Origin of the sequence: Sphingomonas sp. SORGH_AS_0789 (assembly GCF_031453055.1) — a bacterium.
Lineage (GTDB): Bacteria > Pseudomonadota > Alphaproteobacteria > Sphingomonadales > Sphingomonadaceae > Sphingomonas.
The window spans coordinates 2,494,963-2,517,890 of record NZ_JAVIYV010000001.1 but is presented as its reverse complement, the minus strand read 5'-3'; the positions used below and the strand labels follow the sequence as shown (position 1 = coordinate 2,517,890).

Sequence of the window (22,928 nt, the reverse complement as noted above, 5' to 3'; positions counted from 1 at the left end):
CGCCCCATAGACTAGTCAGACATGTGCCGGGATCGGCGCGCGGACATCGGCCCGGAAGGAAGCAGCCAAGTGACGATATTGAAGCGACGCGGGCCCGCCCACAGCGCGCTGGCCCGCGACATCGGCGTCGCCATCGTGACCGGCCGGATCGCCGCCGGATCGACCCTGCCGGGCGAGGTCGAGATCGCCGAGCAGCGCGGCATGTCGCGCTCAGTCGTGCGCGAGGCGCTGCGCATGCTGTCGGCCAAGGGGCTGGTGGTCAGCAAGCCCAAGGCGGGGACGCGGGTGCGCGAGCGGCTGGAGTGGAACCTGCTCGACCCCGAACTGCTCGCCTGGATGTTCGAGGGCGAACCGCCCGCGGGCTTCGTCCAGAGCCTGTTCCAGCTTCGCCTGATCGTCGAGCCCGCCGCCGCCGAGCTGGCCGCGCTGAAGCGCGATACCCGGCAATTGTCGCGCATGGGCGCCGCGCTGGAGGCGATGGGCGAGCATGGCCTGCACACCGAACAGGGGCGCGCCGCCGACCAGCAGTTCCACAACATCATCCTCGAGGCGACCGGCAACGAACTGCTCATCAGCCTGTCGGGCAGTATCGGCGCGGCGGTCCGCTGGACGACGCTCTACAAGCATCGCAGCGCCAAGCTGCCGCGCGACTCCATGCCCGAGCACCGCCAGCTCTTCGCCGCCATCGCCGAATCCGACGCGGCGGCGGCCCGCGCCGCGACGATCGTGCTGGTCGAACAGGCGCGCGAGGATACCGAACGCGCGCTGGCACGGTGACCCGCCTGTTCCACATCGAAACGCCTGACACAGCGGAGCCTCGCGAAACCTTTTGAAAAGCTGTCCGCGGCTAGGCATGGCTCGGCCAGCAAATTGTAACGATGGTGATATGAAAAAGGTTCTTCTCGGCGCGATGGCGGCCATCGCCACCCTTTCCGCGGCGGCTCCTGCATCCGCCGGGGTCAGCTCGACCTCGTATCTCGTGCCGCCCGTCTATGCGCGCGACACGACGGTGATCGATTTCACCAACGGCATTCCGTCGGGCTTCTCGCTGAACGGCGGCACGGTCCTGAACGACTCGACCAGCACGGGCGCCTATAAGGGCGCGATCCAGCCGTCCGGCGGCAGCGGCAACTATCTCGCCGTCGGCGCGACCAACGGCACGGTGGCCGAGCTGAAGGGCACCGGCTCGACCGGCTGGGGCGCGGTCAGCCTCCTGTGGGGCACGATCGACTCGTTCAACTCGCTCGACATCCTCGATACGCTGGGCAAGACGATCGCGACGATCACCGGCGCCGACATCGCCAACGGTCTCCTCAAGACAGGGACGAGCAGCGACAATAATCGCTACGTCACCTATACGGTCGATCCCAGCACCGGACGCCAGATCGGCGGCCTGCGCTTCACCTCGCCGACCGATTCGTTCGAGGTCGACAATATCGCCTTCCTGAAGCCGACCTCGGTTCCCGAACCCGGCACGATCGCGCTGTTCGCGCTCGCCGTCCTGGGCCTGGGCATGCTGCGCGCGCGCAAGCTGAAGGCGCAGCCGCTGGCGCTGTGATCCGCGCCTGACAGGATCGAAAATGGAGGCGAGGACCATCGGGGTCCTCGCCTTTTTTCGTCATTCCGCCTCGAACACGAAGGCGGTGCCGACGAAGTCGCCCTTGAGCGGCGCGCGCAGTCCCCGGTTCATCCAATAGGCGCCCGACGCGCGCGCGGGCACGCCCGCCGGGCGGTCGGCACCGTCGAGCATCCGCACCCGATAGACCCGCGCCGGGTCCAGCCCCTGCGCATGGATCGCGGCGGGATTGTCGCGCCACATCGACGAGTGGAGCATCTGGAACAGCACCGCCTGCCGCTGGTCCTGCCCGACATACAGGGTCGCGGCGGTCGCATTGTCGCCGGTCGGGGACTCCAGCCGATAGAGCGCGCCGCGCTGCACCGTCTCGCGGATCGTCTTGTACGCCGCCACCCATTTGCGCGCGGTGGCGAAGTCGCCCTCCCCCCATTTGTCGAGATTCGCGCCGATCCCCAGCCCGCCCTGCATCGACGACAGGAAGCGGTAGTCGAGGCTGGTGACGCGGGTATTCGCCCAATTGGGGCTGTCGGTGACCCAGGCCATCATCACCGCCACCGGATAGGCGCGGGTAAAGCCGTCCTGGATGGTCAGCCGGTCGGCGGGATCGGTATTGTCCGAAGGCCAGACCTCGTCGGTCAGCCCGATCATCCCCAGATCGACCCGGCCGCCGCCGCCCGAACAGGCCTCGATCTCCAGCTTCGGATGCCGCCGCCGCAGTTCGGACAGGATGAAATACAGGTTGCGAACATAGTCGACATAGACGCGCTGCTGGTCGGCGACGGGCTGCTCGGGCCAGCCCGCCTCGGTCCAGTTGCGGTTATAATCCCATTTGAGGAAAGCGATGTCGTTCTCGCCGACCAGTCTGTCGAGCACGGCGAGCAGGTGATCGCGCACATCGGTCCGCGCGAGGTTCAGGACCAGCTGGTTGCGCCCCTCGGTCCGCGGGCGACCGGGAAAGTTCAGCACCCAGTCGGGATGCGCGCGGTACAGGTCGCTGTCGACATTGACCATCTCGGGCTCGACCCACAGGCCGAAGTCCATGCCCAGCCCCTTGACCCGGTCGATCAGCGGCTTCAGCCCGTTCGGGAATTTGGCCGGATTGACCGTCCAGTCGCCTAGCCCCGCCTTGTCGCTGTTGCGCGCGCCGAACCAGCCGTCATCGACCACGAAACGCTCGACGCCGATCCTGGCGGCCTTCTCCGCAAGGGCCATCTGCCCCGCCTCGGTCACGTCGAAGGCCGTCGCCTCCCAGCTATTGTACAGAACCGGCCGCAGCCGCGCCTTGCGCCCGTGCGGCAGGATGTGGGCGATCTCGAAGTCATGGAATGTCCGTGACGCGCCGCCCAGCCCCTTGTCCGAATAGCCCGCATAGAAGACCGGCGTGTCCAGCGACTCGCCCGGTTTCAGCGTCCAGGAAAAGTCATAGGGGTTGTAACCGCCCGCGATCCGCACCCGGCCCAGATTGTCCGACGCCACGCTGATCCGAAACGACCCCGACCAGGCGAGCGCGCCATACCAGACCGGACCATGGACCTCGCTGGTCAGTCCTTCGCGACCGATCGCGAACCAGGGATTGTTGCCATGGCCGGTCGAGCCGCGACGGCTTTCCAGCACGGTCTCCGCCGCCTCGACCGGCACCGTCTTCTGCGTCCATTCAGCGGCATGGCGGCCGGTGAGATAGTGAAGCCGGTAATCATCCCCCACCGGCAGCGAGAAGACCGCCGCCGCCAGCTGGTCGACCCGCACCGGACGGGTATCGCCGTTGCGGACCCGCGCGGACCGCGCCACGATCCCCGTCTCGGGATCGATCATATAGGTCAGCGTCACGAACAGGGGGCGGCGGATATCGGCCAGCTCGACGGTCAGCGTCTCGCCGCTGGCCTTGTGGCTGCGATATTTCAGGACGAGGTCGCGATTGCCATCGGCGAACAGCGCCTTGACGCCCGGTTCGCTGACCAGCCCCTCGCCCTGCCCTGGAAACTCCTGGAGCGTGACCGAACCCGCCGGGTCGAAGCCCGACAGCTCGCCCGGCGCCTTCAACACGATGGGGTCGCCGGTCTTGACCGGATCGCCCGAGACCAGCGGGTCGCCCTCCGCCAGCGATGATCCCCAATAGAGCGGCTGGAGATAGCCCTTCTCGTCCACCCCCATGGCATAGGTCACCCCGCCCCCGTCGAGGCGGAACATCCTCGCCCCCGCCGGGGCGGTGACCCGGGCCGATACCGGGGTGGCGAGGGCGACCATGCCCACCCCCGCCGCCATGACGTTGCGCCAGCGCATCAGACTCTCCTGCAAACCTTTGCATTAAATCTGACATATGGCGCGGGGTGGGCGCAAGCTGCTTGTCTTAAAAGGCGACCCTGGCCGACACGCGAACCGTACGCGGTGCCCCCGGATAGACCCAGACGGGGCTGTAGGAGCTCATCGCATAATGGACGTCGAACAGATTGTCCGCCTCCGCCCGGACGGTCAGCGCGGGCGTCACGCCAATCTCTCCGGCGATCTTGGCCTTGGTATAGGCGGGCAGGCGCAGGCCGCTATTGTCCACTGCCCCCGCGCGATCGCCAACATAGGCCGCCCCCGCCGACACCGACCAGTCGGTGCCCCAGCCGGTCGGATAGCGGCCGACGACGAACAGCGTCCCCGAATGCTTGGCGACGTTCAGCACGTCGGGCGTGGCGAAGGTGCGGTCGTCGGCGCGGGCGTCGACATAGGCATAGTTGGCCACCACCTGCCACCGCTTCGCCAGGTCGAGCGAAGCGTCCAGTTCGACACCCCGGCTCTTGAGCGAACCGACCGGCGCCAGGAAGTTGGGATCGACCGGATCGTTGGTCAGGATGTTGCGCTTCTCGGTATCGAAGAAGGTCGCCGCGACGTTCACGCCGGGCCAGCGCCCTGCGATGCCCAGTTCATACCCCTTGGCCTCTTCGGGGCCGAAGGACGGCCCCTGCGGATTGTCGGCAGTCGGTCGGCCGGTTCCCGAATTGAGCAGGAAGGACTCGCCCCAATTGCCATGGACCGCGATCGCGTCGGTGACGCGGTAGCGCGCGCCAAAGCGGAACTTGACCGGGTCGCCCGTCGCCTCGGTTTCCAGCCCGGTCAGGTTGCGGCGCAGCTTCTGGCGATAGGTGTCGAAGCGGATACCCCCGGTCAGGGTCAGCCGGTCGGTGACGTCCCACATGTCCTGCGCATACAACGTCCCGACCGCCCGCTTCTCGCGCTGGTCGGTAAAATTGGCGACCGCCGGTCTCGGCTGGCCATAGACCGGATTATACACGTCGATGGCATAGGGGCGCGCGGCGGACGGGCGGAAACGGCGCAGCAGTTCGAGATAGTCGAGCGTATAGCCCTTGATCCCGATGCTGGGATGATGGACGCCCCAGGCGTCGAACCGGCCCGCCAGCTCGATCCGGGCGGAGAAGTCGGTCGCCTCATAGCCCCGCTCGCGCCGTTGCCGCCACAGCGTGCGGTTGTCCGAGCGCAGGCTGGACTGGTCGCTCGAAAAGCCGCGCAAGGTTGTATAGCGCCAGTTCACCCCGCCATTGATCGACCATTCGCCGCCCAGCCCATGCTCGCCGGTCAGTTGCAACCGGGTGTTGTCGGCATGATGCAGCCCGTCGGCGGGCTCGCCGAAATAGCGGTTGGACGGAATGGCCAGCGCGTCGCCCCGGATGGCGGGCACGCCTCGATCGAAGGCCGAGGCGAAGCGCGTATATTCGGCCAGCGCGGTCAGGCGGGTTCCGGCGCGCGGCTGCCAGGTGAGCGAGGGCGAGACGACGCGGCGCGACGGGTTGGTATAGTCGCGATAGCCGTCCGAATCCTCGCCCGCGACGACGATGCGCCCGGCCAGCGTGTCGGAGAACGGCCCCGTCACGTCCAGCTCGGCGCGGCGCGTGTTGAACGATCCCACCATCACCGTGGCGTTGACCGCCGGGGTGAAGCGCGGCGTCTTCGACACGATATTCACCCGGCCCGCCGGATCGATATCGCCGAACACCGCGCCCGCCGGGCCCTTCAGCACCTCGATCCGCTCCGTGGTGGCGGGGTCGCGCGGCGGGGCGAGGCCGCGATTGGCAAGGAAGCCGTCGATATAATATTCCGCGCCGCCGTCCGGCGTCCCCAGAAAGCCGCGAATGGCGAAATTGTCGATGAAGCCGCCGCGATTATTCTGCTGGCTGATGCCGCTGAACAGCTCCAGCGCGTCGGACAGGCGATAGGTGCCGTTGGCGACCAGCAGGTCGCGCTCCAGCGAGCGGCTCGACTGCGACATGCGGCGGGTCAACAGGTCGGAGCCGAGCGTGGAATCGCGCTGCGACCGGGTGCCCAGGACGACGATGTCGCCATGATCGTCCGGCGCCGCCGCATCCTTGCGGGTCTGCGCCATGGCGGGGCCGGTCGCCAGGATCAGCGCGACGAACGACAAGGATGCGCGGCCGAACCGCGTCGGCAAACGATGGATGAACATGACATTACTCCCGTGGAGGGGGCGCATATCCAAAGGTCGGTTGCGTTACAACATATCAATGTGACGTTTTTTTCACGCAACCGCCCGCGCCGCTAGGGCGGATCGACATTCGGGATTGCTTCTTCTTCCCCTCTCCCCTGGACAGGGGAGAGGGTTAGCGAAGCTTGCCAGCCTGCTGGCTAGCGCAGCTTGGGTGAGGGGTTGAGCGAGCCCAAAGGCTCGCTGCGCTCGCTTCGCGAGCGCCCACCCCTCACCCAGCTCCGACTAAGCCTTTGCTTTCGCAAAGGCCAAGTCTGCGCAACCCTCTCCCCTCTGCGAGGGGCGAGGGAAGGAAAGGCATCGCTGAATGGCGATCTGCCCTAGGGCCTGGGCCAGAGGGCCTTGAGCGGCTGGGTCGAGTCGGCCAGCATCTCGGCGGGCAGCACCGCGCCGTCCACGACCAGCGGCTTGCCCTGGACGAAGTCGCGCATCGCGTTGACGCAGTCGAGCGCGACGACCCGCCCCTCCCGCAGATACAGGATCGAGAAGCTGCGCGTCGCCGGGTCGCCGCGCAGCACGGCCTGGTCATGCCCGGTGGACAGCCCGACCGTCTGTAGTTTCAGATCATATTGGTTGGACCAGAACCACGGCACCGCGTGATAGGCGACCTCGCGCCCGACCAGCGTCCGCGCCACGACGGTCGCCTGGTCGTTGGCGTTCTGCACCGACTCCAGCCGGATCATCGCCCCGCCCGCAAAGGCATTGGCATGCGCCGCGCAGTCGCCGACCGCGAAGACATGCGGCAGGCTGGTCCGCCCCTGCGCATCGACGGTGACGCCATTGTCACCCGCCGCCCCCGCCGCGACCAGCGGTTCGACCGAGGGGACGATGCCGATCCCGACGATCGCCATCTGCGCGGGCAGCACCGTCCCGTCGCCCAGCCTGACGCCGCAAACCGCCGTCTCGCCTTCGATACAGGCGACGCTCTCGTTCAGCCGGACGGTGACGCCATGCGCGCGGTGCTCACCCTCGTAGAAGCGCGACAGCGTCTCGCCCGCGACCCGCGCCAGCACCCGGTCCTGCGCCTCGACGATCGTCACCTGCTTGCCGAACTTGGTCAGCACTGCGGCCGCCTCCAGCCCGATATAGCCGCCGCCGATCACCACCACCTCGCGCACCGCCGGAAGCTCGGCGATCAGGCGGTCGACATCGGCGCGGCTGCGCACGCCGTGCACCCCCGCCAGGTCATGCCCCGCACAGGTCAGCCGCCGCGCATGGCCGCCCGCCGCCCAGATCAGCGAACCATATTCGACCATCGCCCCCGCCTCGGTCGTCAGCAGCCGCGCCTCGGCGTCGACCGCGATCACCCGCTCGCCCAGCCGCAGCGTCACCGCGCGCTCGTCCCAGAAGCGTTCGGGGCGGATCAGGATACGCTCGAACGGCTTGTCCCCGGCCAGATACTCCTTGGACAAGGGCGGGCGTTCATAGGGGGGATGGGCTTCCTCGCCGATCATCGCGATCGTGCCGCCAAAGCCTTCCTGGCGCAGTGCGATCGCCGCCTGCGCGCCGGCATGGCCGGTGCCGACGATCACGACATCATAGGCGACGGGCGAAGCGGGCGCGGCGGTCTGGCTCATTCCCAACTTCTAGAATGACAGGGGCACCCCTGTCACCTTCCCCCGCCACTCGACATGACAAAGCGTTGCGACGCGAAACAGCATCTTCAATCCGGCCGCGCTTGTCGCTAGGGACAGGCAAACCCCATCAGGAGACACCATGAGCAAGCTGCACCTCGTGTTCGGCGGCCGCGTCAGCGATCCGCAGACCCTCGATTTCGTCGATCCCTCCGCGCTGGAAGTGGTGGGCGTGTTCCCCGACTATGCCAGCGCCGAAAAGGCCTGGCGCGCCGCCGCGCAGCGCACCGTGGACGATGCGGAGATGAAGTTCGTCGTGGTGCACCTGCACCGCCTGCTCGAGCCGACGCTGGGTTGATCCGGGTTGCCGGGCGAGGTCGGGGGCATGGCCTTCGACTTCGCCCAGGCCGATCGGGGGTTGGGCCGCAGCCCCCCGCTCCGTTCACTATGAGCGATGCTGATGCGCGGGCTGGGTGCATGGCGCATCCACTACAACCAGACTGATTTGGCCCGGCTCAGGCGTTACGGTAGCGCCACAGCAGCAGCGGCTTCGCGAAGACCAGCCCGGCGATGAACCCGCCGATATGCGCGCCCACCGCGATCGCGCCCATCCCCATGCCCGCAAAGCCCAGCAGCAGCTGGATGCCGATCCACCCCGCCGCCAGCCACAGGACATGGGTGAATTCGGCCGAAAGCCCGGCAATCCCACGGGTCGCCCGGCGTTGCCCGAAGAGCAGCGCATAGGCGCCGACGATCGCCGAGATCGCGCCGCTCGCCCCGATCATCGGCGAGGCGGAACCCGGATCGGGAAAATATTGCGCCAAGGCCGCCGCATAGGCGCCGACGACATAGAGGACGACGATCCCCCGCGCGCCCAGCGCCCGCTCGGCCTGCGCGCCGCAATAGACCAGCATGACGAGGTTGAACGCGATATGCGCGAAACCGCCATGGATCAGCGTGGCGGTCAGCGGGGTCAGCAGCGTCGGCACCGCAAAGCCCAGATCGGGGGGCAGCGCCGCCCCCTCGAACCGCAACGGGATGAAACCCGCCCCGATCGCCGCGTCGGGCACCAGCCCCGTGACGATCAGCAACAGCGACACGACCGCCGTCACGACCGCGATGGCCGTCGTCGCGCGTGCCGCTGCCCAATTCATCGGATCAGATGAATTCGATCTTGCTGACGAGATAATAGCGGTCGCCCGACGGCACCGTCACCTCGACCTCTTCGTCCAGCTTGCGCCCGATCAGCGCACGGCCCAGCGGCGAGTTGTAGCTGATCCGGCCGGTCTTGGCGTCCGCCTCGGTCTGGCCGACGATCTGGTACTTGACCGGCTTGTCGTCCTCGTCGAGCAGCGTGACGGTCGCGCCGAACACGATCTTGTCGCCCGACAGGTCCTTCGGGTCGATGATCTGCGCGCGGCTCAGCTTGTCCTCGATGTCAGCGATCGTCGCCTCCACCTGGCCCTGCCGTTCCTTGGCCGCATGATATTCGGCGTTTTCGGACAGGTCGCCGTGTGCACGCGCTTCCTCGATCGCGTCGACGATCAGCGGCCGTTCCTCTTTCAGACGCCGCAGGTCCTGGGTGAGCTTGTCATAGCCCTCCTGGAGCATCGGCATCTTTTCGACGGTCGCCATAATCCTAGTCCCCACTTCCATACGCATTCCCGGTACGGACCGCCCTTCCAACCGGGAGAGCGGTCCGCCAGCACATCATGTTCTCATGTCGGGATCAGTTGTGCGAACGCGAATAGTAGGATTGCAGGGGACGTACTTCAAGACCACGGGTGCCAGCCGCCGCAATCGCCTTGGCCGCCTCGATGCTGGCGGGGGCCGTGGTGAAGTACGGAATCTTCTGCCCCAGCGCGGCTTCGCGGATGGGTTTGGAGTCCTTCAGGCTCTGCCACCCCTCGGTCGTGTTGAAGATCAGGGTGATGCCGCCGTCCTTGATCCGGTCGACGATATGCGGCCGTCCCTGCGCCACCTTGTTGATCTTCTCGACCGTGACCCCTGCGCGGTCGAGATAATCGGCGGTGCCGCCGGTCGCGACGATCGCGAAGCCCGCCTCCGCCAGCATCCGGGCGGCGGGAACGATCTGTTCCTTGTCGCCGTCCTTCAGGCTGATGAAGACCGCGCCGCTGGTGGGCAGGACGGTGCCCGCGCCCAGCTGCGACTTGGCGAAGGCGGTGGTGAAGTCGGGGTCGATGCCCATGACCTCGCCGGTCGACTTCATTTCGGGCGACAGCACCGGATCGACACCGGGGAAGCGCGCGAAGGGGAAGACCGCTTCCTTGACCGCGTAATAATCGATGTGGCGATCGATCTGCGGCAGGTCGGCCAGCTTCTCGCCCGCCATGACGCGCGCGGCGATCTTGGCGATGGGGGTGCCGATCGCCTTGGCGACGAAGGGCACGGTGCGGCTGGCGCGCGGGTTGACCTCGATCAGATAGACCTGGCCGTCCTTCACCGCGAACTGGATGTTCATCAGGCCGCGCACGTTCAGGCCGCGCGCCAGCGCCTCGGCCTGGCGCTCGATCTCGGCGATGATCTCAGCCGACAGGCTGTAGGGCGGCAGCGAGCAGGCCGAGTCGCCCGAATGGACGCCCGCTTCCTCGATGTGCTGGAGCACGCCCGCCACGACGACCTGGTCGCCGTCGCAGATCGCGTCCACGTCCACCTCGATTGCGTCGCGCAGATACTGGTCGATCAGGACCGGGGCGTCGCCCGACACCTGCACCGCCGTCTGGATATAATCCTCGAGCTGCTGCGGGCCGTCGACAATCTCCATGGCGCGGCCGCCCAGCACGAAGCTGGGGCGCATCAGCACCGGATAGCCGACGCGCTCGGCGACGATCAGCGCTTCCTCACGGCTGCGCGCGATGCCGTTCTTGGGCTGGAGCAGCTTCAGCTTGTCGACCAGCGCGGCGAACTGCTCGCGGTCCTCGGCCAGGTCGATCGCGTCGGGGCTGGTGCCCAGGATCGGGATACCGGCCGATTCCAGCGCGCGGGCGAGGTTCAGCGGGGTCTGGCCGCCGAACTGCACGATCACGCCGACCAGCTCTCCTCGCGACTTCTCGACGTCGAGAATGGCGAGCACGTCCTCGGCGGTCAGCGGCTCGAAATACAGCCGGTCCGAAGTGTCATAGTCGGTGCTGACCGTTTCCGGGTTGCAGTTGACCATGATCGTCTCATAGCCCGCATCCGCCAGCGCGAAGCAGGCGTGGCAGCAGCAATAGTCGAACTCGATCCCCTGACCGATCCGGTTCGGACCGCCGCCGAGAATGACGATCTTCTTGCGGTGGCTGGGCACCGCCTCGTCCTCGGGCTCGCCGAAGGTCGGGGCCTCGTAGGTCGAGTACATATACGGCGTCTTGGCGTCGAACTCGGCCGCGCAGGTGTCGATCCGCTTGAAGACGGGCCGGACACCCAGCTTCTGGCGATGCTCGCGCACCTCCTGCTCGGTCACGCCGCCGGTCATCATCTTGACGACCTCATGGATCAGGCCCGAACCGCGCGCGATACCCCGATCCATGCCGCGCAAATTCGCCGATTGCAGCGCCAGATAGGCGAGCCGCTTGTCGGAGAAGCCCATCGCCTTCAGGCGGCGCATACCGGCCGCATCCTGCGGCAGGCCGTTCTGCATGACCTCGGCCTCGGCCGCGACGATCTCGGCGATCCGCTCCAGGAACCAGGGATCGTATTTGGCGATTGCATGGACCTCGGCGACGGTGAAGCCTTCGCGCAGCGCCTGCGCCGCAACCAGCAGCCGGTCCGGGGTCGCCTTGGCCAGCGCCGCCTCGATCTCGGCACGCGGCGCGCCGACCAGATGCTCGACATCGTTGAAGCCGCTCAGGCCGGTCTCCAGACCACGCAGCGCCTTCTGCATCGATTCATGGATGTTGCGGCCGATCGCCATCACTTCGCCGACCGACTTCATCGCGGTGGAGAGGACGGGCTCCGAGCCCTTGAACTTCTCGAAGGCGAAGCGCGGGATCTTGGTGACGACATAGTCGATCGTCGGTTCGAACGAGGCCGGGGTCGCGCCGGTGATGTCGTTCTCGATCTCGTCCAGCGTATAGCCGACCGCCAGCTTGGCCGCGACCTTGGCGATCGGGAAGCCGGTCGCCTTCGACGCCAGCGCCGAGGAACGCGACACGCGCGGGTTCATCTCAATGACGATCAGGCGGCCGTCCTTTGGATTGACCGCGAACTGCACGTTCGAGCCGCCCGTCTCGACGCCGATCTCACGCAGCACCGCCAGGCTGGCGTTGCGCATGATCTGATATTCCTTGTCGGTCAGGGTCAGCGCGGGCGCGACGGTGATCGAGTCGCCGGTATGGACGCCCATCGGATCGATATTCTCGATCGAGCAGATGATGATGGAATTGTCGTTGCGATCGCGCACGACCTCCATCTCATATTCCTTCCAACCGAGGAGCGACTCCTCGATCAGCACCTCGGTCGTCGGCGAGGCGTCGAGCCCGGCGCGGACGATCGCGATGAACTCCTCGCGGTTATAGGCAACGCCGCCGCCGGTGCCGCCCAGCGTGAAGCTGGGGCGGATGATGGCGGGAAGGCCGACCTTCTCCAGCCCCTCCAGCGCTTCCTTCTCGGAATGCGCGATCGCCGAGCGGGCCGATTCCAGCCCGATCTTTTCCATCGCGACCTTGAACTTCTGACGGTCCTCGGCCTTGTCGATCGCCTCGGCATCGGCGCCGATCATCTGGACGCCGAACTTCTCCAGCGTGCCGTCATGGAACAGCGCCAGCGCAGTGTTCAGCGCGGTCTGCCCGCCCATGGTCGGCAGGACCGCGTCGGGGCGCTCCTTCTCGATGATCTTGGCGACGACGGCGGGCGTGATCGGCTCGACATAGGTCGCGTCGGCCAGCTCGGGGTCCGTCATGATCGTCGCCGGGTTGGAATTGACCAGGACGATGCGATAGCCCTCTTCCTTCAGGGCCTTGATCGCCTGCGTGCCCGAATAGTCGAACTCGCACGCCTGACCGATGACGATCGGGCCAGCGCCGATGACGAGGATGGAGGAGATGTCGGTGCGTTTTGGCATTAGTTTTTAAACCTAAATACGAAGCTGTTTGAAGGAGCTTTGATGACGCCGTCGCCGCCAAACAGCCGCGCCACACAATCTAGCTTTGCGTCCCAATCCCCGGGCTTGATGCCAAACGGTGCCTCGATGATCGACGGGCGTCCTGTCAGGAAACTTCCGCCAACCAGTTTGGCACCGTTCAGCTTGCACCGACTTTTGGCGAACGAGAATTCGCCATTTGTCATCGGACTGCCGAAAATAAGCCCGCATCCACCGAGCAGCCCATATAGGCCAACAGCGGATACAAGCCTTAAGCTATTCACCGAAGCGACCCCACGAACCGCTCGAACAGATAGAAGCTGTCCTGCGGCCCCGGCGAAGCCTCGGGGTGATACTGGACCGAGAAGGCCGGGCGGTCGGTCAGTTCCAACCCCGCATTCGACCCGTCGAACAGCGACACATGAGTCTCGCGCGCATTGGCGGGCAGCGTCTCGCGCTCGACCGCGAAGCCGTGGTTCATGCTGGTGATCTCGACCAGACCGTCGGACAGGCGCTTGACCGGATGGTTCGCGCCGCGATGGCCCTGGTGCATTTTCGTGGTCTTGGCGCCGACTGCCAGACCCAGAAGCTGGTGGCCCAGGCAGATGCCGAACAGCGGCTTGCCGGTGTCGAGCAGCTGGCGGATGACCGGCACGGTATATTCGCCCGTCGCCGCCGGATCGCCGGGGCCGTTGGACAGGAAGATGCCGTCCGGGTTCAGCGCCATCACATCCTCATAGGACGCGGTGGCGGGGACCACCGACACCTTCGCTCCGGCCTGGACCAGATTGCGGAAGATGTTGTGCTTGCTGCCATAATCGATCGCGACGACGTGCGGGCGATCCTCGCCCTCGGAACCGGCATAGCCGAAGCCCAGCCGCCACAACCCGCCTTCGCGCGTCTCGCCCCAGCCATAATGCAGCTCGGTCGACACGTCCTTGGCGAGGTCCATGCCCTCCAGCCCCGGCCAGGCCTTCGCCTTTTCGAGCAGCGCCGCGATGTCGAACTCGCCCGAAGCCGAATGCGCGATCACGCCGTTGGGCGCGCCGCCTGCACGGATGCGGCGGGTCAGCGCGCGGGTGTCGATGCCCGCCAGGCCGATGCGGTTGTGCCGCGCCATCCATCCGGCAAGGTTTTCCATCGCGCGGAAGTTGGACGGGGCCGTCGGGTCCTCGCGGACGATCATGCCCAGCGCGTGCGGCGCGTCCGCCTCGATATCGTCGGGGTTCGCGCCGACATTGCCGATATGCGGGAAGGTGAAGGTGATGATCTGCCCGGCGAAGGACGGATCGGTCATGATCTCCTGATAGCCGGTCATCGCGGTGTGGAAGCACACCTCTCCGACGGCATCACCCTCGACGCCGAAACCGCGCCCCCATAACACGTCTCCGTTCGCCAGAACGAGAACGCCCGTGGCGCCTTCAGGCTTTTCGGGCATGGCGAATGGCTTGGCGTCGGCCATGATCGGCGGGCACTCCTGCTAAAATGTCTGCAATGTCGCTAAGTGGCGTCCGCTAGGGCCATACGGGCGTCGCGTCAACCGGTTCACGTGATCGGTTCGGGGCGCTATCGTCTCCGCCTTTCAGACAAGACGGACAAAACATGATTCGCGACGACATCAAGGCCGCGCAGGTGGCCGCCATGAAGGCTGGCGACAAAGAAAGCCGCGCGGCGATCAGCCTGATCCAGGCCGCCATCAAGAACCGCGACATCGAACTCCGCACCGGCACCGCGCCCGCCGATGACGACATGGTCGTGATCGAAGTCCTCCAGAAGATGGTCAAGCAGCGCCGCGAATCGATCGCCATGTACGAACAGGGCGGTCGCCAGGAACTGGCCGACCAGGAAAAGGCCGAGGTCGCGGTGATCGAGCGCTTCCTGCCGCAAACGCTGACCGAGGACGAGACCAAGGCCGCGATCGAGGCGATCAAGGCGGAGATCGGCGCGTCGGGCATGAAGGACATGGGCCGGGTGATGGCTGAACTGAAGGCGCGGCATGCGGCGGTGCTGGATATGAGCAAGGCGAGCGGGCTGGTGAAGGCGGCGCTGGCGTGATTTAGGGCTCGCGGGGATGGACCGGCCTAATCGCAAGCGTAGTCCCCTCCCCCAACCCCTCCCGCCTGCGGGAGGGGAGCCTGTTGCGCCTGGTGGAGGGGGATGCCCTCCACCAAAAGCGCATCCCCTCCCGCAGGCGGGAGGGGACCGAGGGGAGGGGCCCCGGCCCTTCCGCGAAGGCCGCCCTACGCAAAAAGCGCGAGAACTCCGCCTCAACCCGACCGACGCGGAACGGCGGCTGTGGCGGGCGCTCTCCCGCCGCCAAGTGGCCGGGGTACGTTTCAACCGGCAGGTACCGGTCGGCCCCTATATCACCGATTTCGCCGCCCGATCGGAAAAACTGATCGTTGAAGTCGATGGTGGCCAGCATGACGAACGCGCCGCTTACGACGAAGCCCGCACCCGTTACCTCGAAACCCAGGGCTGGCGGGTCCTCCGCTTCTGGAACAACGACGTTTTGCGCAATCTGGAAGGCGTGATCGAAACCATCGAGCGTGCGCTCGCGGCCCCGCCCTCCCCTCGATCCCAGTTTCAGGCAAACGATGCCCCGCATCGTTTAGGTCATGCCGGGGGCATGACCGGCCTGAAACTCGCCTGCGGGAGGGGAAGCGCAAGCCGCGAGGAGAATCCTGAATAACTCCCCTCCCGCAGGCGGGAGGGGTTGGGGGAGGGCAATCCTGGACCTTCCGCACCACCCCAACCCTTGCCAAAACACGCCATTCCGGCTACTCATTATAATCGCGCGGACGCCATGAGCCTGACCCCGCAATTCCTTGACGAGCTACGCGCTCGCACGAGCCTGTCGGCGCTGATCGGCAAGACGGTGAAGCTGCAAAAGGCGGGCCGGGAATATAAGGGCTGCTGCCCCTTCCATAACGAAAAGACGCCCAGCTTCTACGTCAACGACGACAAGGGCTTTTATCACTGTTTCGGCTGTTCGGCGCATGGCGATGCCATTCGCTGGATGACCGACCAGCGCGGCCTGCCCTTCATCGACGCAGTCAAGGAACTGGCGCAGGCGGCCGGGCTCGAAGTCCCCGCGCAGGATCGCCGCGCCGCGCAGAAGGCGGAGCGGGCCAAGGGGCTGCACGACGCGATGGCGGACGCCGCCGCCTGGTTCTCCGAGCAATTGGGTGGCCTGTCGGGCGGCGATGCCCGCGAATTGCTGACCCGTCGCCGGGTGACGCCCGAGACCGCCCGCGCCTTCGGGCTGGGCTTCGCGCCCGACAGCCGGGGCAAGCTTAAGGCCGCGCTGAAGGATTATGGCGATCCGGCGCTGATCGAGTGCGGGCTGCTCATCAAGGTCGATGGCAAGGACCCGTATGACCGGTTCCGCGGCCGATTGATGATCCCGATCCGCGACGCGCGCGGCCGGGTGATCGCGTTCGGCGGCCGGATCATCGGCGAGGGCGAGCCCAAATATCTCAACTCGCCCGACACCCCCCTCTTCGACAAGGGGCGCACGCTCTACAATCTCGACCGCGCCGCGCCTGCCGTGCGCAAGTCCGGCCGCGTGCTGGTGGTCGAGGGCTATATGGACGTGATCGCGCTGGCCCAGGCGGGGATCGCCGAGGCGGTGGCGCCGCTCGGCACCGCGCTGACCGAGAACCAGTTGGAGCGCCTGTGGCGGATGGTCGATGTGCCGACGCTCTGCTTCGACGGCGATGCCGCCGGGCAGAAGGCCGCGATCCGCGCCGCGCACCGCGCGCTGCCCCTGCTCCAGCCGGGCAAGAGCCTGTCCTTCGTCACCCTGCCGCAAGGGCAGGACCCCGACGATCTGGTCCAGGAAAAGGGCGCGGCGGGCTTCGAGGCGGTGCTCACCCGCGCCACGCCGCTCAGCGACCTGCTCTGGCAGGCCGAGATCGCGCAGGCGCAGACCGACACGCCCGAGGGGCGCGCCGCGCTGAAGCAGCGGCTGGAGGAACTGGCGCAGCAGATCCCGCACAAGGACCTGGCCTACGAATATAAGCGCGCCTTGATGTCGCGCTATTTCGACGTGTTCGGCATCCGGCGCGTCAATGCGGCGGCGGTGCACCAGGCGGTGGCCGAGGCCAATCGCCATGTCGGACGCGGCGTCGAATACAGCCTGAAGCGCGCGGTGCTGCTGGGGCTGATGCGCTATCCGCATGTCCTGTGCCGCTATATGGACGAGATCAGCCGCCTGGACATGGGCGACCGCTATCTCAACGACTGGCGGCATCATCTGCTCGACGCGGCGGTCAACGATCCCCATCTGTCGCGCAAGGACGCCGCCGAGGCGGAGAGCCTGATCGAACAGATCATGGCGACCACCGACGTCCACCCGATCGACGCGCGCGACTATACCCGCGACCTCGCCTTCAGCTTCTTCAGCAAGATGTCCGACCCCGCCATCGCCGTGCGCGATCTGGAAAAGGTCATCGAGGTGATGCTGGAGGAAAGCGAGACGCGTGCGAACCGCGAGCGTGCGGTCGAGGCGTTCCGCGCCGACATGACCGAGGATCGCTTCGCCGAACAGACGCGGTGCCACGCCGCCCATGCGCAATCGCTGGACCAGCTTTATCGCTGGCTGGAGGCGGCCCGCGACCTGGCGGACAAGCAAGCCGGGGAGGCCGCTTGATACGGCTACCCCCGCGCCCCATATCCGGGGCATATTGGGCGACCCACGCCCACACTGGAAAATTACGCATGGCCCCCTCACCCGCTTGCCAAACCGGCGGCGTGCGTGAAAGAGGCCGGGCATTGAGACCCGAGGGCATTTGATGGCGAAGGCGAATATGGCGGCGGATACGACCGATACCACGGAAACGGGCGATGCGCCGCTGATCGACCTGAACGAAGCGTCGATCAAGAAGCTGATCGCGCGCGCCAAGAAGCGCGGCTACATCACCTATGACCAGCTGAACGAAGCGCTGCCGCAGGACCAGATGTCCTCCGACCAGCTCGAGGATATCATGGCTGCCCTCAACGAGATGGGCGTCAATATCGTCGAGAATGAGGAGCAGGGCGAGGACGGCGAGTCCGAGGAGGAGGCCGACGACGCCGAGGCCAGCGATGGCGACGTCGATTCCGGCCCCCAGCCCGAGGCCAAGAAAAAGGAAACCGTCGATCGCACCGACGATCCGGTCCGCATGTACCTGCGCGAAATGGGCGCGGTCGAACTGCTGTCGCGCGAGGGCGAGATCGCCATCGCCAAGCGGATCGAGGCGGGTCGCGACACGATGATCCTGGGGCTTTGCGAAAGCCCGATCACCTTCAACGCGATCATCGACTGGTCGACCGCGCTGAACGAAGGCACAATGCAGCTGCGCGAGATCCTGGATCTCGACGCCATGCTGTCCAAGGACGCCGGCCCGGAAAATCTGGGCGAGGAGGACGAGGACGACAATGGCGAGATCAGCGCCAAGAACGCCGGTCCGCAGTTCAAGGAAGAGGAAGAGCCCGAGGAACCCTCGATCGACGAGGATGACGAGGGCGGCGAACGCCGTGGCCCGCGCGCCGAGGACGAGGAAGAGGACAACACCCTCAGCCTCGCCCAGATGGAGGAGACGCTCAAGCCGCAGGCGCTGGAGAAGTTCGCCAACATCACGAACATCTACAAGAAATTCTCGAAGGTCCAGCAGCAGCGCCTGGAAGCCATGGCGCTGGGCGGCGAGCTGTCGGCGGCGGACGAGCGCAAGTATCACAAGCTGCGCGAGGAGCTGACCGCCGAGGTCGAGAGCGTCCAGTTCCACAACGCCAAGATCGAATTCCTGGTCGACCAGCTCTATGCCTTCAACCGCCGCCTGACCGCGCTGGGCGGCCAGATGCTGCGCCTGGCCGAGCGGCACAAGGTCAACCGCAAGGACTTCCTCGACCGCTATCTGGGTCATGAACTGGACGAGAACTGGCTCGACACGGTGCGCGGGCTCGACAAGAAATGGGGCAATTTCGCGTCCAACGAAGCCGCCACCGTCGACCGCATCCGCAGCGAGATCGCCGAGATTTCGCAGCAGACCGGCATGGCGCTGACCGAATTCCGCCGCATCGTGAACATGGTGCAGAAGGGCGAGCGCGAGGCCCGCATCGCCAAGAAGGAAATGGTCGAGGCCAATCTGCGCCTCGTCATCTCGATCGCCAAGAAATACACCAATCGCGGCCTGCAATTCCTGGATCTGATCCAGGAGGGCAATATCGGCCTGATGAAGGCGGTCGATAAGTTCGAATATCGCCGCGGCTACAAGTTCTCGACCTATGCGACGTGGTGGATCCGGCAGGCGATCACCCGCTCGATCGCCGACCAGGCGCGGACCATCCGCATCCCGGTCCACATGATCGAGACGATCAACAAGCTGGTCCGCACCAGCCGGCAGTTCCTGCACGAGCAGGGCCGCGAGCCGACTCCGGAAGAGATGGCCGAGCGCCTCTCCATGCCGCTGGAGAAGGTGCGCAAGGTGATGAAGATCGCCAAGGAGCCGATCTCCCTCGAAACGCCGATCGGCGACGAGGAAGATTCGCACCTGGGCGACTTCATCGAGGACAAGAACGCGGTCATTCCGGTGGACGCGGCGATCCAGGCCAATCTGAAGGAAACGGTCACCCGCGTCCTGGCCAGCCTGACCCCCCGCGAGGAGCGCGTGCTGCGCATGCGCTTCGGCATCGGCATGAACACCGACCACACGCTGGAGGAAGTCGGCCAGCAGTTCTCGGTCACGCGCGAGCGTATCCGCCAGATCGAGGCCAAGGCGCTCCGCAAGCTGAAGCACCCCAGCCGCAGCCGCAAGATGCGCAGCTTCCTCGACCAGTAAGGTCGGACGCCACGAAACGGAAAAGCCGTCGACCGCCCGGTCGGCGGCTTTTTTGTGGGCCATCGCCTGTCGCCCCCACCCGGACCGCGATAGACTGCCCCCATCAGCCTTCTCGCACGCCGAACCCAAGGGACTGACATGGATATCCGCCTCGACGATCCGACCGCGCCGCATGTCGCCGATCTGCTCGCCTATCACCTGCGCGACATGCGCGGCGAGGCGGAGGGATTTTCCTTCGCGCTCGACGCCTCCGCACTGGCCGATCCCGGTATTTCCTTCTGGACGATCTGGGACGGCCCCACGCTGGCCGGTTTCGCCGCGCTGAAGCAACTGGATGCCCGGCATGGCGAGGTGAAATCCATGCGGGTCGCGCCCGGCTTTCTGGGCCGGGGCATCGGCCGTGCGCTGCTCGACCATATCATCGCGGAGGCGCAGCGTCGCGATTATGATCGGATCAGCCTGGAAACGGGAACCACGCCGCCCTACCAGCCCGCCGTCGCGCTGTATCGCAACGCGGGCTTCCGATCCTGCGAGGCCTTTGCGGACTACCAGCCCAGTCCGCACAACCAGTTCTTCACGCGCGATCTGACCGCCTGACCGGCACCGCCATTCGGCGCATCCCACGGGTTTGGGCTCCACAATCGCGGCCGGGGGCGATAATCCCCGGCGGATGAAATGCCTGCTCCCGCTCCTCGCCCTGCTGATCGCCGCTGCGCCCGCCAACCAGAATGTCCCCCGCCCCGGCTATGTTCGGGTGCAGATCAACACCTCCGAAGGGCCGATCGTCGTCGCGCTCGACACGCGCCACGCGCCCGCGACGTCGAAGAATTTCCTGGCCTATGTCGATGACGGACGGTTCGACGGGACGGTCTTCTACCGCACCGCGCGCGACAAGCGGAACCCGAAGGAGGGCTTCGTCCAGGGCGGCATCCGCACCGATGCGCGGCGCATCCTGCCGCCCTTCCCGCTCGAGACGACGGCGAAGACCGGGATCAAGCATCTCGACGGCACCATCTCGATGGCGCGGGGGCAGTCGCCGGACTCGGCGGGCGGCAATTTCTTCATCACGGTCGGCCCCACGCCGGGCATGGATGCGCGTCCCGGCTATCAGGGCTATGCCGCCTTCGGCCGGGTCGTGGCGGGCATGGATACGGTGAAGAAGATCCTCGCCAAGCCCTCGGGCGGCGGGCTGGACGCGATGAAGGGGCAGATGATCCTGAAACCCGTGCGGATCATGACCGCCAAAAGACTGGACGGCACGCCCCGACCCACCGGCGAGCCCAAGATGTGGCTGTATAATTTCGGGGGGTAACGCCCCTTACCCATCCCCCCGTTCAGCCTGAGCGTAGTCGAAGGCCAAAGGATGCCCCTGCCCCATGATATGACCAGCGTTGAAGCGTGGCCTTCGACTTCGCTCAGGCTGAACGGAGGGCGGTATTTTGTCGGGCTGAGCGGTGGCTTGAGGCAAAGAAAAAGGGCGGCGGCACCGGGGTGCCACCGCCCTTTCCTGTCGAACCGCAAGCAGTCCGCCGCACCGATTACTCGGCGGCAGCGGTGCCCTTGGCCGGACGCGGATCGCGACGCTCGGCGATACGCGCCGACTTGCCGGTGCGGCCGCGCAGGTAATAGAGCTTCGCACGACGCACGGCGCCGCGACGAACCACTTCGATCGAGTCGACGTTCGGCGAGTAGAGCGGGAAGACGCGCTCCACGCCCTCACCGAAGGAGATCTTGCGGACGGTGAACGACGAGCCCATGCCCTTGTTCGCGCGGGCGATGCAGACGCCCTCATAGAACTGGACGCGGGTGCGCTCGCCTTCGACGACCTTCACACCGACCTTCAGCGTGTCGCCGGGGCGGAATTCGGGGATCTTCTTCGTCTCGTTGAACTTGGCGATCTGCTCAGCTTCGATCTGCTGGATCACGTTCATGACTTCATTCCTCAATCGTCGCCGCGCGCCAGAGGGCGACCGACCCGAACGCCCTCATGACGTTCCCAAAGGTCCGGCCGCCTTGACCGTGTATCCTCGCAAGCCCTGGCATGACGCCATTTTGCGATTTTCGCATGATCCCCCGATCGCAGCACTTCAGGGATCGTGCGCCCTTCCCACTCGGCGGGTCGGGTATATTGCGGATATTCGAGGAGGCCGCTTTCGAAGCTTTCCTCGACTCCACTGGAAGCCGCGCCCATTACGCCGGGAAGCAGCCGAACGCAAGCGTCGAGCAGCACCAGCGCGCCCATCTCGCCACCCGACAGGATATAGTCGCCGATCGACACCTGTTCGATTCCGCGCGCCTCGAACAGGCGTTCGTCGAACCCCTCGAACCGGCCGCACAGCACGGTGACGCCTGGCCCCGCCGCCAGTTCGCGCACGCGCGGCTGGGTCAGCGGACGCCCGCGCGGCGTCATCGCCAGCACGGGGCGGTCGTCGGCCACCGAATCCACCGCCGCCGCCAGCACATCGGCGCGCAGCACCATGCCTGCGCCGCCGCCAGCGGGCGTATCGTCGACCGAGCGATGCTTGTCGGTGGCGAAGTCACGGATCTGCACCGTCTCCAGCGCCCAGCGATCCTCGCGCAGCGCCCGCCCCGCCAGCGAAGCCCCGAGCGGTCCCGGAAACATCTCCGGATAGAGTGTCAATATCGTTGCGCGAAAGGTCACAGCGTCCAGTTCTCGATGGTCAGGCCGGGGATGTCGGCGAAGTCGGCCTCGTTGTTGGTCACCAGCGTCAGCCCGGTCGCCAGGGCATGCGCGCCGATCAATCGATCGAACCGCCCCCGGCGGAATGGAATCGTCGCATAGGCAGATGCGGCACGCCGGTCGAACGGCAATATCGGGACACGCTCGAAAAAGCGATCGAATGCCGCAATCGCCTCCGCGCCATGACGTTCCAGCCCGCGCATGATCTCGGCATAAGTGATCGCCGATGCCACCGCACTGCCGGGCTCGCAGGTCGCCAGATGCTGGGCGGCCCGCCCCCCTGCATCGCGCAGCACATAGATGCAGATATTGGAGTCGAGCAGATAGCGCGGCTCAATCACGGCCGAGCAGCTTTCCGTCCCAGTCCAGCTCGCGCGGCTCCATTTCGAAATCCTCGCGCGTCAGCGGCTCCAGCCACGGCATCGACCCCGCGATCCCCGTCAGGTCGATCGTCTTGCGCGGCGCCTGAACGGGCTCGAACACATAACGCCCCTGTTCTTCGCGCAGCGTCATCTCGGTCCCCTCGGTCAGACCCAGCGCGGCGGGCAGGCGCAGCGCGAGCGAGTTGCCCGAGCGGAAGACCTTGGCCTGATAATCCTTGCCCATATCGCCTCCGTATATACACCACGTATATACATCAAACCGCCCTCCCCGCCAAGGAACGTTGCGCCG

General features: G+C 66.2%; 19 protein-coding genes and 1 pseudogene. 9 read left to right on the top strand and 11 right to left on the bottom strand.

All coding sequences use genetic code 11. The features are described 5' to 3' along the window. Positions 1-69 precede the first annotated feature (69 nt). Positions 70-777: a FadR/GntR family transcriptional regulator gene (locus QE360_RS11660; RefSeq protein WP_307099884.1), complete on the top strand. Its 708-nt coding sequence runs from the start codon at positions 70-72 to the stop codon at positions 775-777. A 109-nt stretch (positions 778-886) separates the two neighbouring features. Continuing rightward, a complete protein-coding gene (locus QE360_RS11655) occupies positions 887-1,558 on the top strand; it encodes a PEP-CTERM sorting domain-containing protein (RefSeq protein WP_309701699.1) in 672 nt (223 codons plus the stop codon). Between the two features lie 60 nt (positions 1,559-1,618). Here QE360_RS11655 and QE360_RS11650 read toward each other — a convergent pair whose 3' ends face one another. The 3 genes from QE360_RS11650 to QE360_RS11640 all read right to left on the bottom strand — a co-directional run bounded on the left by QE360_RS11650 (position 1,619) and on the right by QE360_RS11640 (position 7,657). Then, a complete protein-coding gene (locus QE360_RS11650) occupies positions 1,619-3,856 on the bottom strand; it encodes an alpha-galactosidase (RefSeq protein ID WP_309701698.1) in 2,238 nt (745 codons plus the stop codon). Between the two features lie 67 nt (positions 3,857-3,923). Further along, positions 3,924-6,041, bottom strand: coding sequence for a TonB-dependent siderophore receptor (locus tag QE360_RS11645; protein WP_309701696.1), 2,118 nt, complete (start codon positions 6,039-6,041; stop codon positions 3,924-3,926). Positions 6,042-6,400: 359 nt separating this feature from the next. Further along, positions 6,401-7,657: an FAD-dependent oxidoreductase gene (locus tag QE360_RS11640; RefSeq protein WP_309701695.1), complete on the bottom strand. Its 1,257-nt coding sequence runs from the start codon at positions 7,655-7,657 to the stop codon at positions 6,401-6,403. Positions 7,658-7,796: 139 nt separating this feature from the next. Between QE360_RS11640 and QE360_RS11635 the strand changes: the two genes are divergently transcribed. After that, entirely contained in the window at positions 7,797-8,012 is a 216-nt protein-coding gene (locus QE360_RS11635; RefSeq protein ID WP_307099894.1) for a DUF4170 domain-containing protein, read from the top strand. A 157-nt stretch (positions 8,013-8,169) separates the two neighbouring features. On the opposite strand, the gene QE360_RS11630 is transcribed toward QE360_RS11635, so the two are convergent. The 4 genes from QE360_RS11630 to carA form a co-directional block, all read right to left on the bottom strand. After that, positions 8,170-8,808 carry a rhomboid family intramembrane serine protease gene (locus QE360_RS11630; RefSeq protein ID WP_309696517.1) on the bottom strand — a complete coding sequence of 213 codons (639 nt, stop codon included), beginning with the start codon at positions 8,806-8,808 and terminating at the stop codon, positions 8,170-8,172. 4 nt (positions 8,809-8,812) lie between these two features. Continuing rightward, a complete protein-coding gene (greA, locus tag QE360_RS11625; RefSeq protein ID WP_183953050.1) occupies positions 8,813-9,289 on the bottom strand; it encodes a transcription elongation factor GreA in 477 nt (158 codons plus the stop codon). A gap of 94 nt (positions 9,290-9,383) precedes the next feature. Beyond that, positions 9,384-12,716 (bottom strand): carbamoyl-phosphate synthase large subunit, encoded by a 3,333-nt coding sequence (carB, locus tag QE360_RS11620; RefSeq protein ID WP_309701693.1) that lies wholly within the window; start codon positions 12,714-12,716, stop codon positions 9,384-9,386. 298 nt (positions 12,717-13,014) lie between these two features. Beyond that, a complete protein-coding gene (gene carA / locus QE360_RS11615) occupies positions 13,015-14,196 on the bottom strand; it encodes a glutamine-hydrolyzing carbamoyl-phosphate synthase small subunit (protein WP_309701690.1) in 1,182 nt (393 codons plus the stop codon). 140 nt (positions 14,197-14,336) lie between these two features. Between carA and QE360_RS11610 the strand changes: the two genes are divergently transcribed. The 6 genes from QE360_RS11610 (at position 14,337) to QE360_RS11585 (ending at position 20,867) form a co-directional block, all read left to right on the top strand. Next, positions 14,337-14,789 (top strand): GatB/YqeY domain-containing protein, encoded by a 453-nt coding sequence (locus QE360_RS11610; protein WP_309701688.1) that lies wholly within the window; start codon positions 14,337-14,339, stop codon positions 14,787-14,789. 16 nt (positions 14,790-14,805) lie between these two features. Next, a complete protein-coding gene (locus tag QE360_RS11605) occupies positions 14,806-15,426 on the top strand; it encodes an endonuclease domain-containing protein (protein WP_309701686.1) in 621 nt (206 codons plus the stop codon). A gap of 114 nt (positions 15,427-15,540) precedes the next feature. After that, complete coding sequence (gene dnaG, locus QE360_RS11600; RefSeq protein WP_309701684.1) at positions 15,541-17,388, top strand: DNA primase; 1,848 nt, start codon at positions 15,541-15,543, stop codon at positions 17,386-17,388. A 142-nt stretch (positions 17,389-17,530) separates the two neighbouring features. Beyond that, positions 17,531-19,555 (top strand): RNA polymerase sigma factor RpoD, encoded by a 2,025-nt coding sequence (gene rpoD / locus QE360_RS11595; protein ID WP_307099910.1) that lies wholly within the window; start codon positions 17,531-17,533, stop codon positions 19,553-19,555. A 138-nt stretch (positions 19,556-19,693) separates the two neighbouring features. Next, positions 19,694-20,152, top strand: a complete 459-nt coding sequence (locus tag QE360_RS11590) for a GNAT family N-acetyltransferase (RefSeq protein WP_309701681.1) — start codon at positions 19,694-19,696, stop codon at positions 20,150-20,152. A 73-nt stretch (positions 20,153-20,225) separates the two neighbouring features. Continuing rightward, positions 20,226-20,867 carry a peptidylprolyl isomerase gene (locus QE360_RS11585; protein ID WP_309701679.1) on the top strand — a complete coding sequence of 214 codons (642 nt, stop codon included), beginning with the start codon at positions 20,226-20,228 and terminating at the stop codon, positions 20,865-20,867. A gap of 226 nt (positions 20,868-21,093) precedes the next feature. Here the strand turns inward: QE360_RS11585 and rplS are convergent, their stop codons facing one another. From rplS to QE360_RS11565, 4 genes and pseudogenes are all read right to left on the bottom strand, one after another. Next, positions 21,094-21,486 (bottom strand): 50S ribosomal protein L19, encoded by a 393-nt coding sequence (gene rplS / locus QE360_RS11580; protein WP_058733020.1) that lies wholly within the window; start codon positions 21,484-21,486, stop codon positions 21,094-21,096. 15 nt (positions 21,487-21,501) lie between these two features. Next, a pseudogene (trmD, locus tag QE360_RS11575) lies at positions 21,502-22,217 on the bottom strand (tRNA (guanosine(37)-N1)-methyltransferase TrmD); the annotation flags it as partial. Further along, on the bottom strand, positions 22,214-22,597 hold the full coding sequence (locus tag QE360_RS11570; protein ID WP_309696536.1) for a type II toxin-antitoxin system VapC family toxin: 384 nt from the start codon (positions 22,595-22,597) through the stop codon (positions 22,214-22,216). The gene QE360_RS11570 and the pseudogene trmD, both read right to left, overlap by 4 nt. Further along, positions 22,590-22,862, bottom strand: coding sequence for an AbrB/MazE/SpoVT family DNA-binding domain-containing protein (locus tag QE360_RS11565; RefSeq protein ID WP_309701678.1), 273 nt, complete (start codon positions 22,860-22,862; stop codon positions 22,590-22,592). The genes QE360_RS11570 and QE360_RS11565 overlap by 8 nt, the downstream gene beginning before the upstream one ends. Positions 22,863-22,928 lie beyond the last annotated feature (66 nt).

Coding starts and splice junctions, on each gene's coding strand:
- QE360_RS11655 (WP_309701699.1), top strand. CDS start 887: ATGAAAAAGGTTCTTCTCGGCGCGATGGCGGCCATCGCCACCCTTTCC.
- QE360_RS11650 (WP_309701698.1), bottom strand. CDS start 3,856: ATGCGCTGGCGCAACGTCATGGCGGCGGGGGTGGGCATGGTCGCCCTC.
- QE360_RS11645 (WP_309701696.1), bottom strand. CDS start 6,041: ATGTTCATCCATCGTTTGCCGACGCGGTTCGGCCGCGCATCCTTGTCG.
- QE360_RS11640 (WP_309701695.1), bottom strand. CDS start 7,657: ATGAGCCAGACCGCCGCGCCCGCTTCGCCCGTCGCCTATGATGTCGTG.
- QE360_RS11635 (WP_307099894.1), top strand. CDS start 7,797: ATGAGCAAGCTGCACCTCGTGTTCGGCGGCCGCGTCAGCGATCCGCAG.
- QE360_RS11630 (WP_309696517.1), bottom strand. CDS start 8,808: ATGAATTGGGCAGCGGCACGCGCGACGACGGCCATCGCGGTCGTGACG.
- greA (WP_183953050.1), bottom strand. CDS start 9,289: ATGGCGACCGTCGAAAAGATGCCGATGCTCCAGGAGGGCTATGACAAG.
- carB (WP_309701693.1), bottom strand. CDS start 12,716: ATGCCAAAACGCACCGACATCTCCTCCATCCTCGTCATCGGCGCTGGC.
- carA (WP_309701690.1), bottom strand. CDS start 14,196: ATGGCCGACGCCAAGCCATTCGCCATGCCCGAAAAGCCTGAAGGCGCC.
- QE360_RS11610 (WP_309701688.1), top strand. CDS start 14,337: ATGATTCGCGACGACATCAAGGCCGCGCAGGTGGCCGCCATGAAGGCT.
- QE360_RS11605 (WP_309701686.1), top strand. CDS start 14,806: ATGGACCGGCCTAATCGCAAGCGTAGTCCCCTCCCCCAACCCCTCCCG.
- dnaG (WP_309701684.1), top strand. CDS start 15,541: ATGAGCCTGACCCCGCAATTCCTTGACGAGCTACGCGCTCGCACGAGC.
- rpoD (WP_307099910.1), top strand. CDS start 17,531: ATGGCGAAGGCGAATATGGCGGCGGATACGACCGATACCACGGAAACG.
- QE360_RS11590 (WP_309701681.1), top strand. CDS start 19,694: ATGGATATCCGCCTCGACGATCCGACCGCGCCGCATGTCGCCGATCTG.
- QE360_RS11585 (WP_309701679.1), top strand. CDS start 20,226: ATGAAATGCCTGCTCCCGCTCCTCGCCCTGCTGATCGCCGCTGCGCCC.
- rplS (WP_058733020.1), bottom strand. CDS start 21,486: ATGAACGTGATCCAGCAGATCGAAGCTGAGCAGATCGCCAAGTTCAAC.
- QE360_RS11565 (WP_309701678.1), bottom strand. CDS start 22,862: ATGGGCAAGGATTATCAGGCCAAGGTCTTCCGCTCGGGCAACTCGCTC.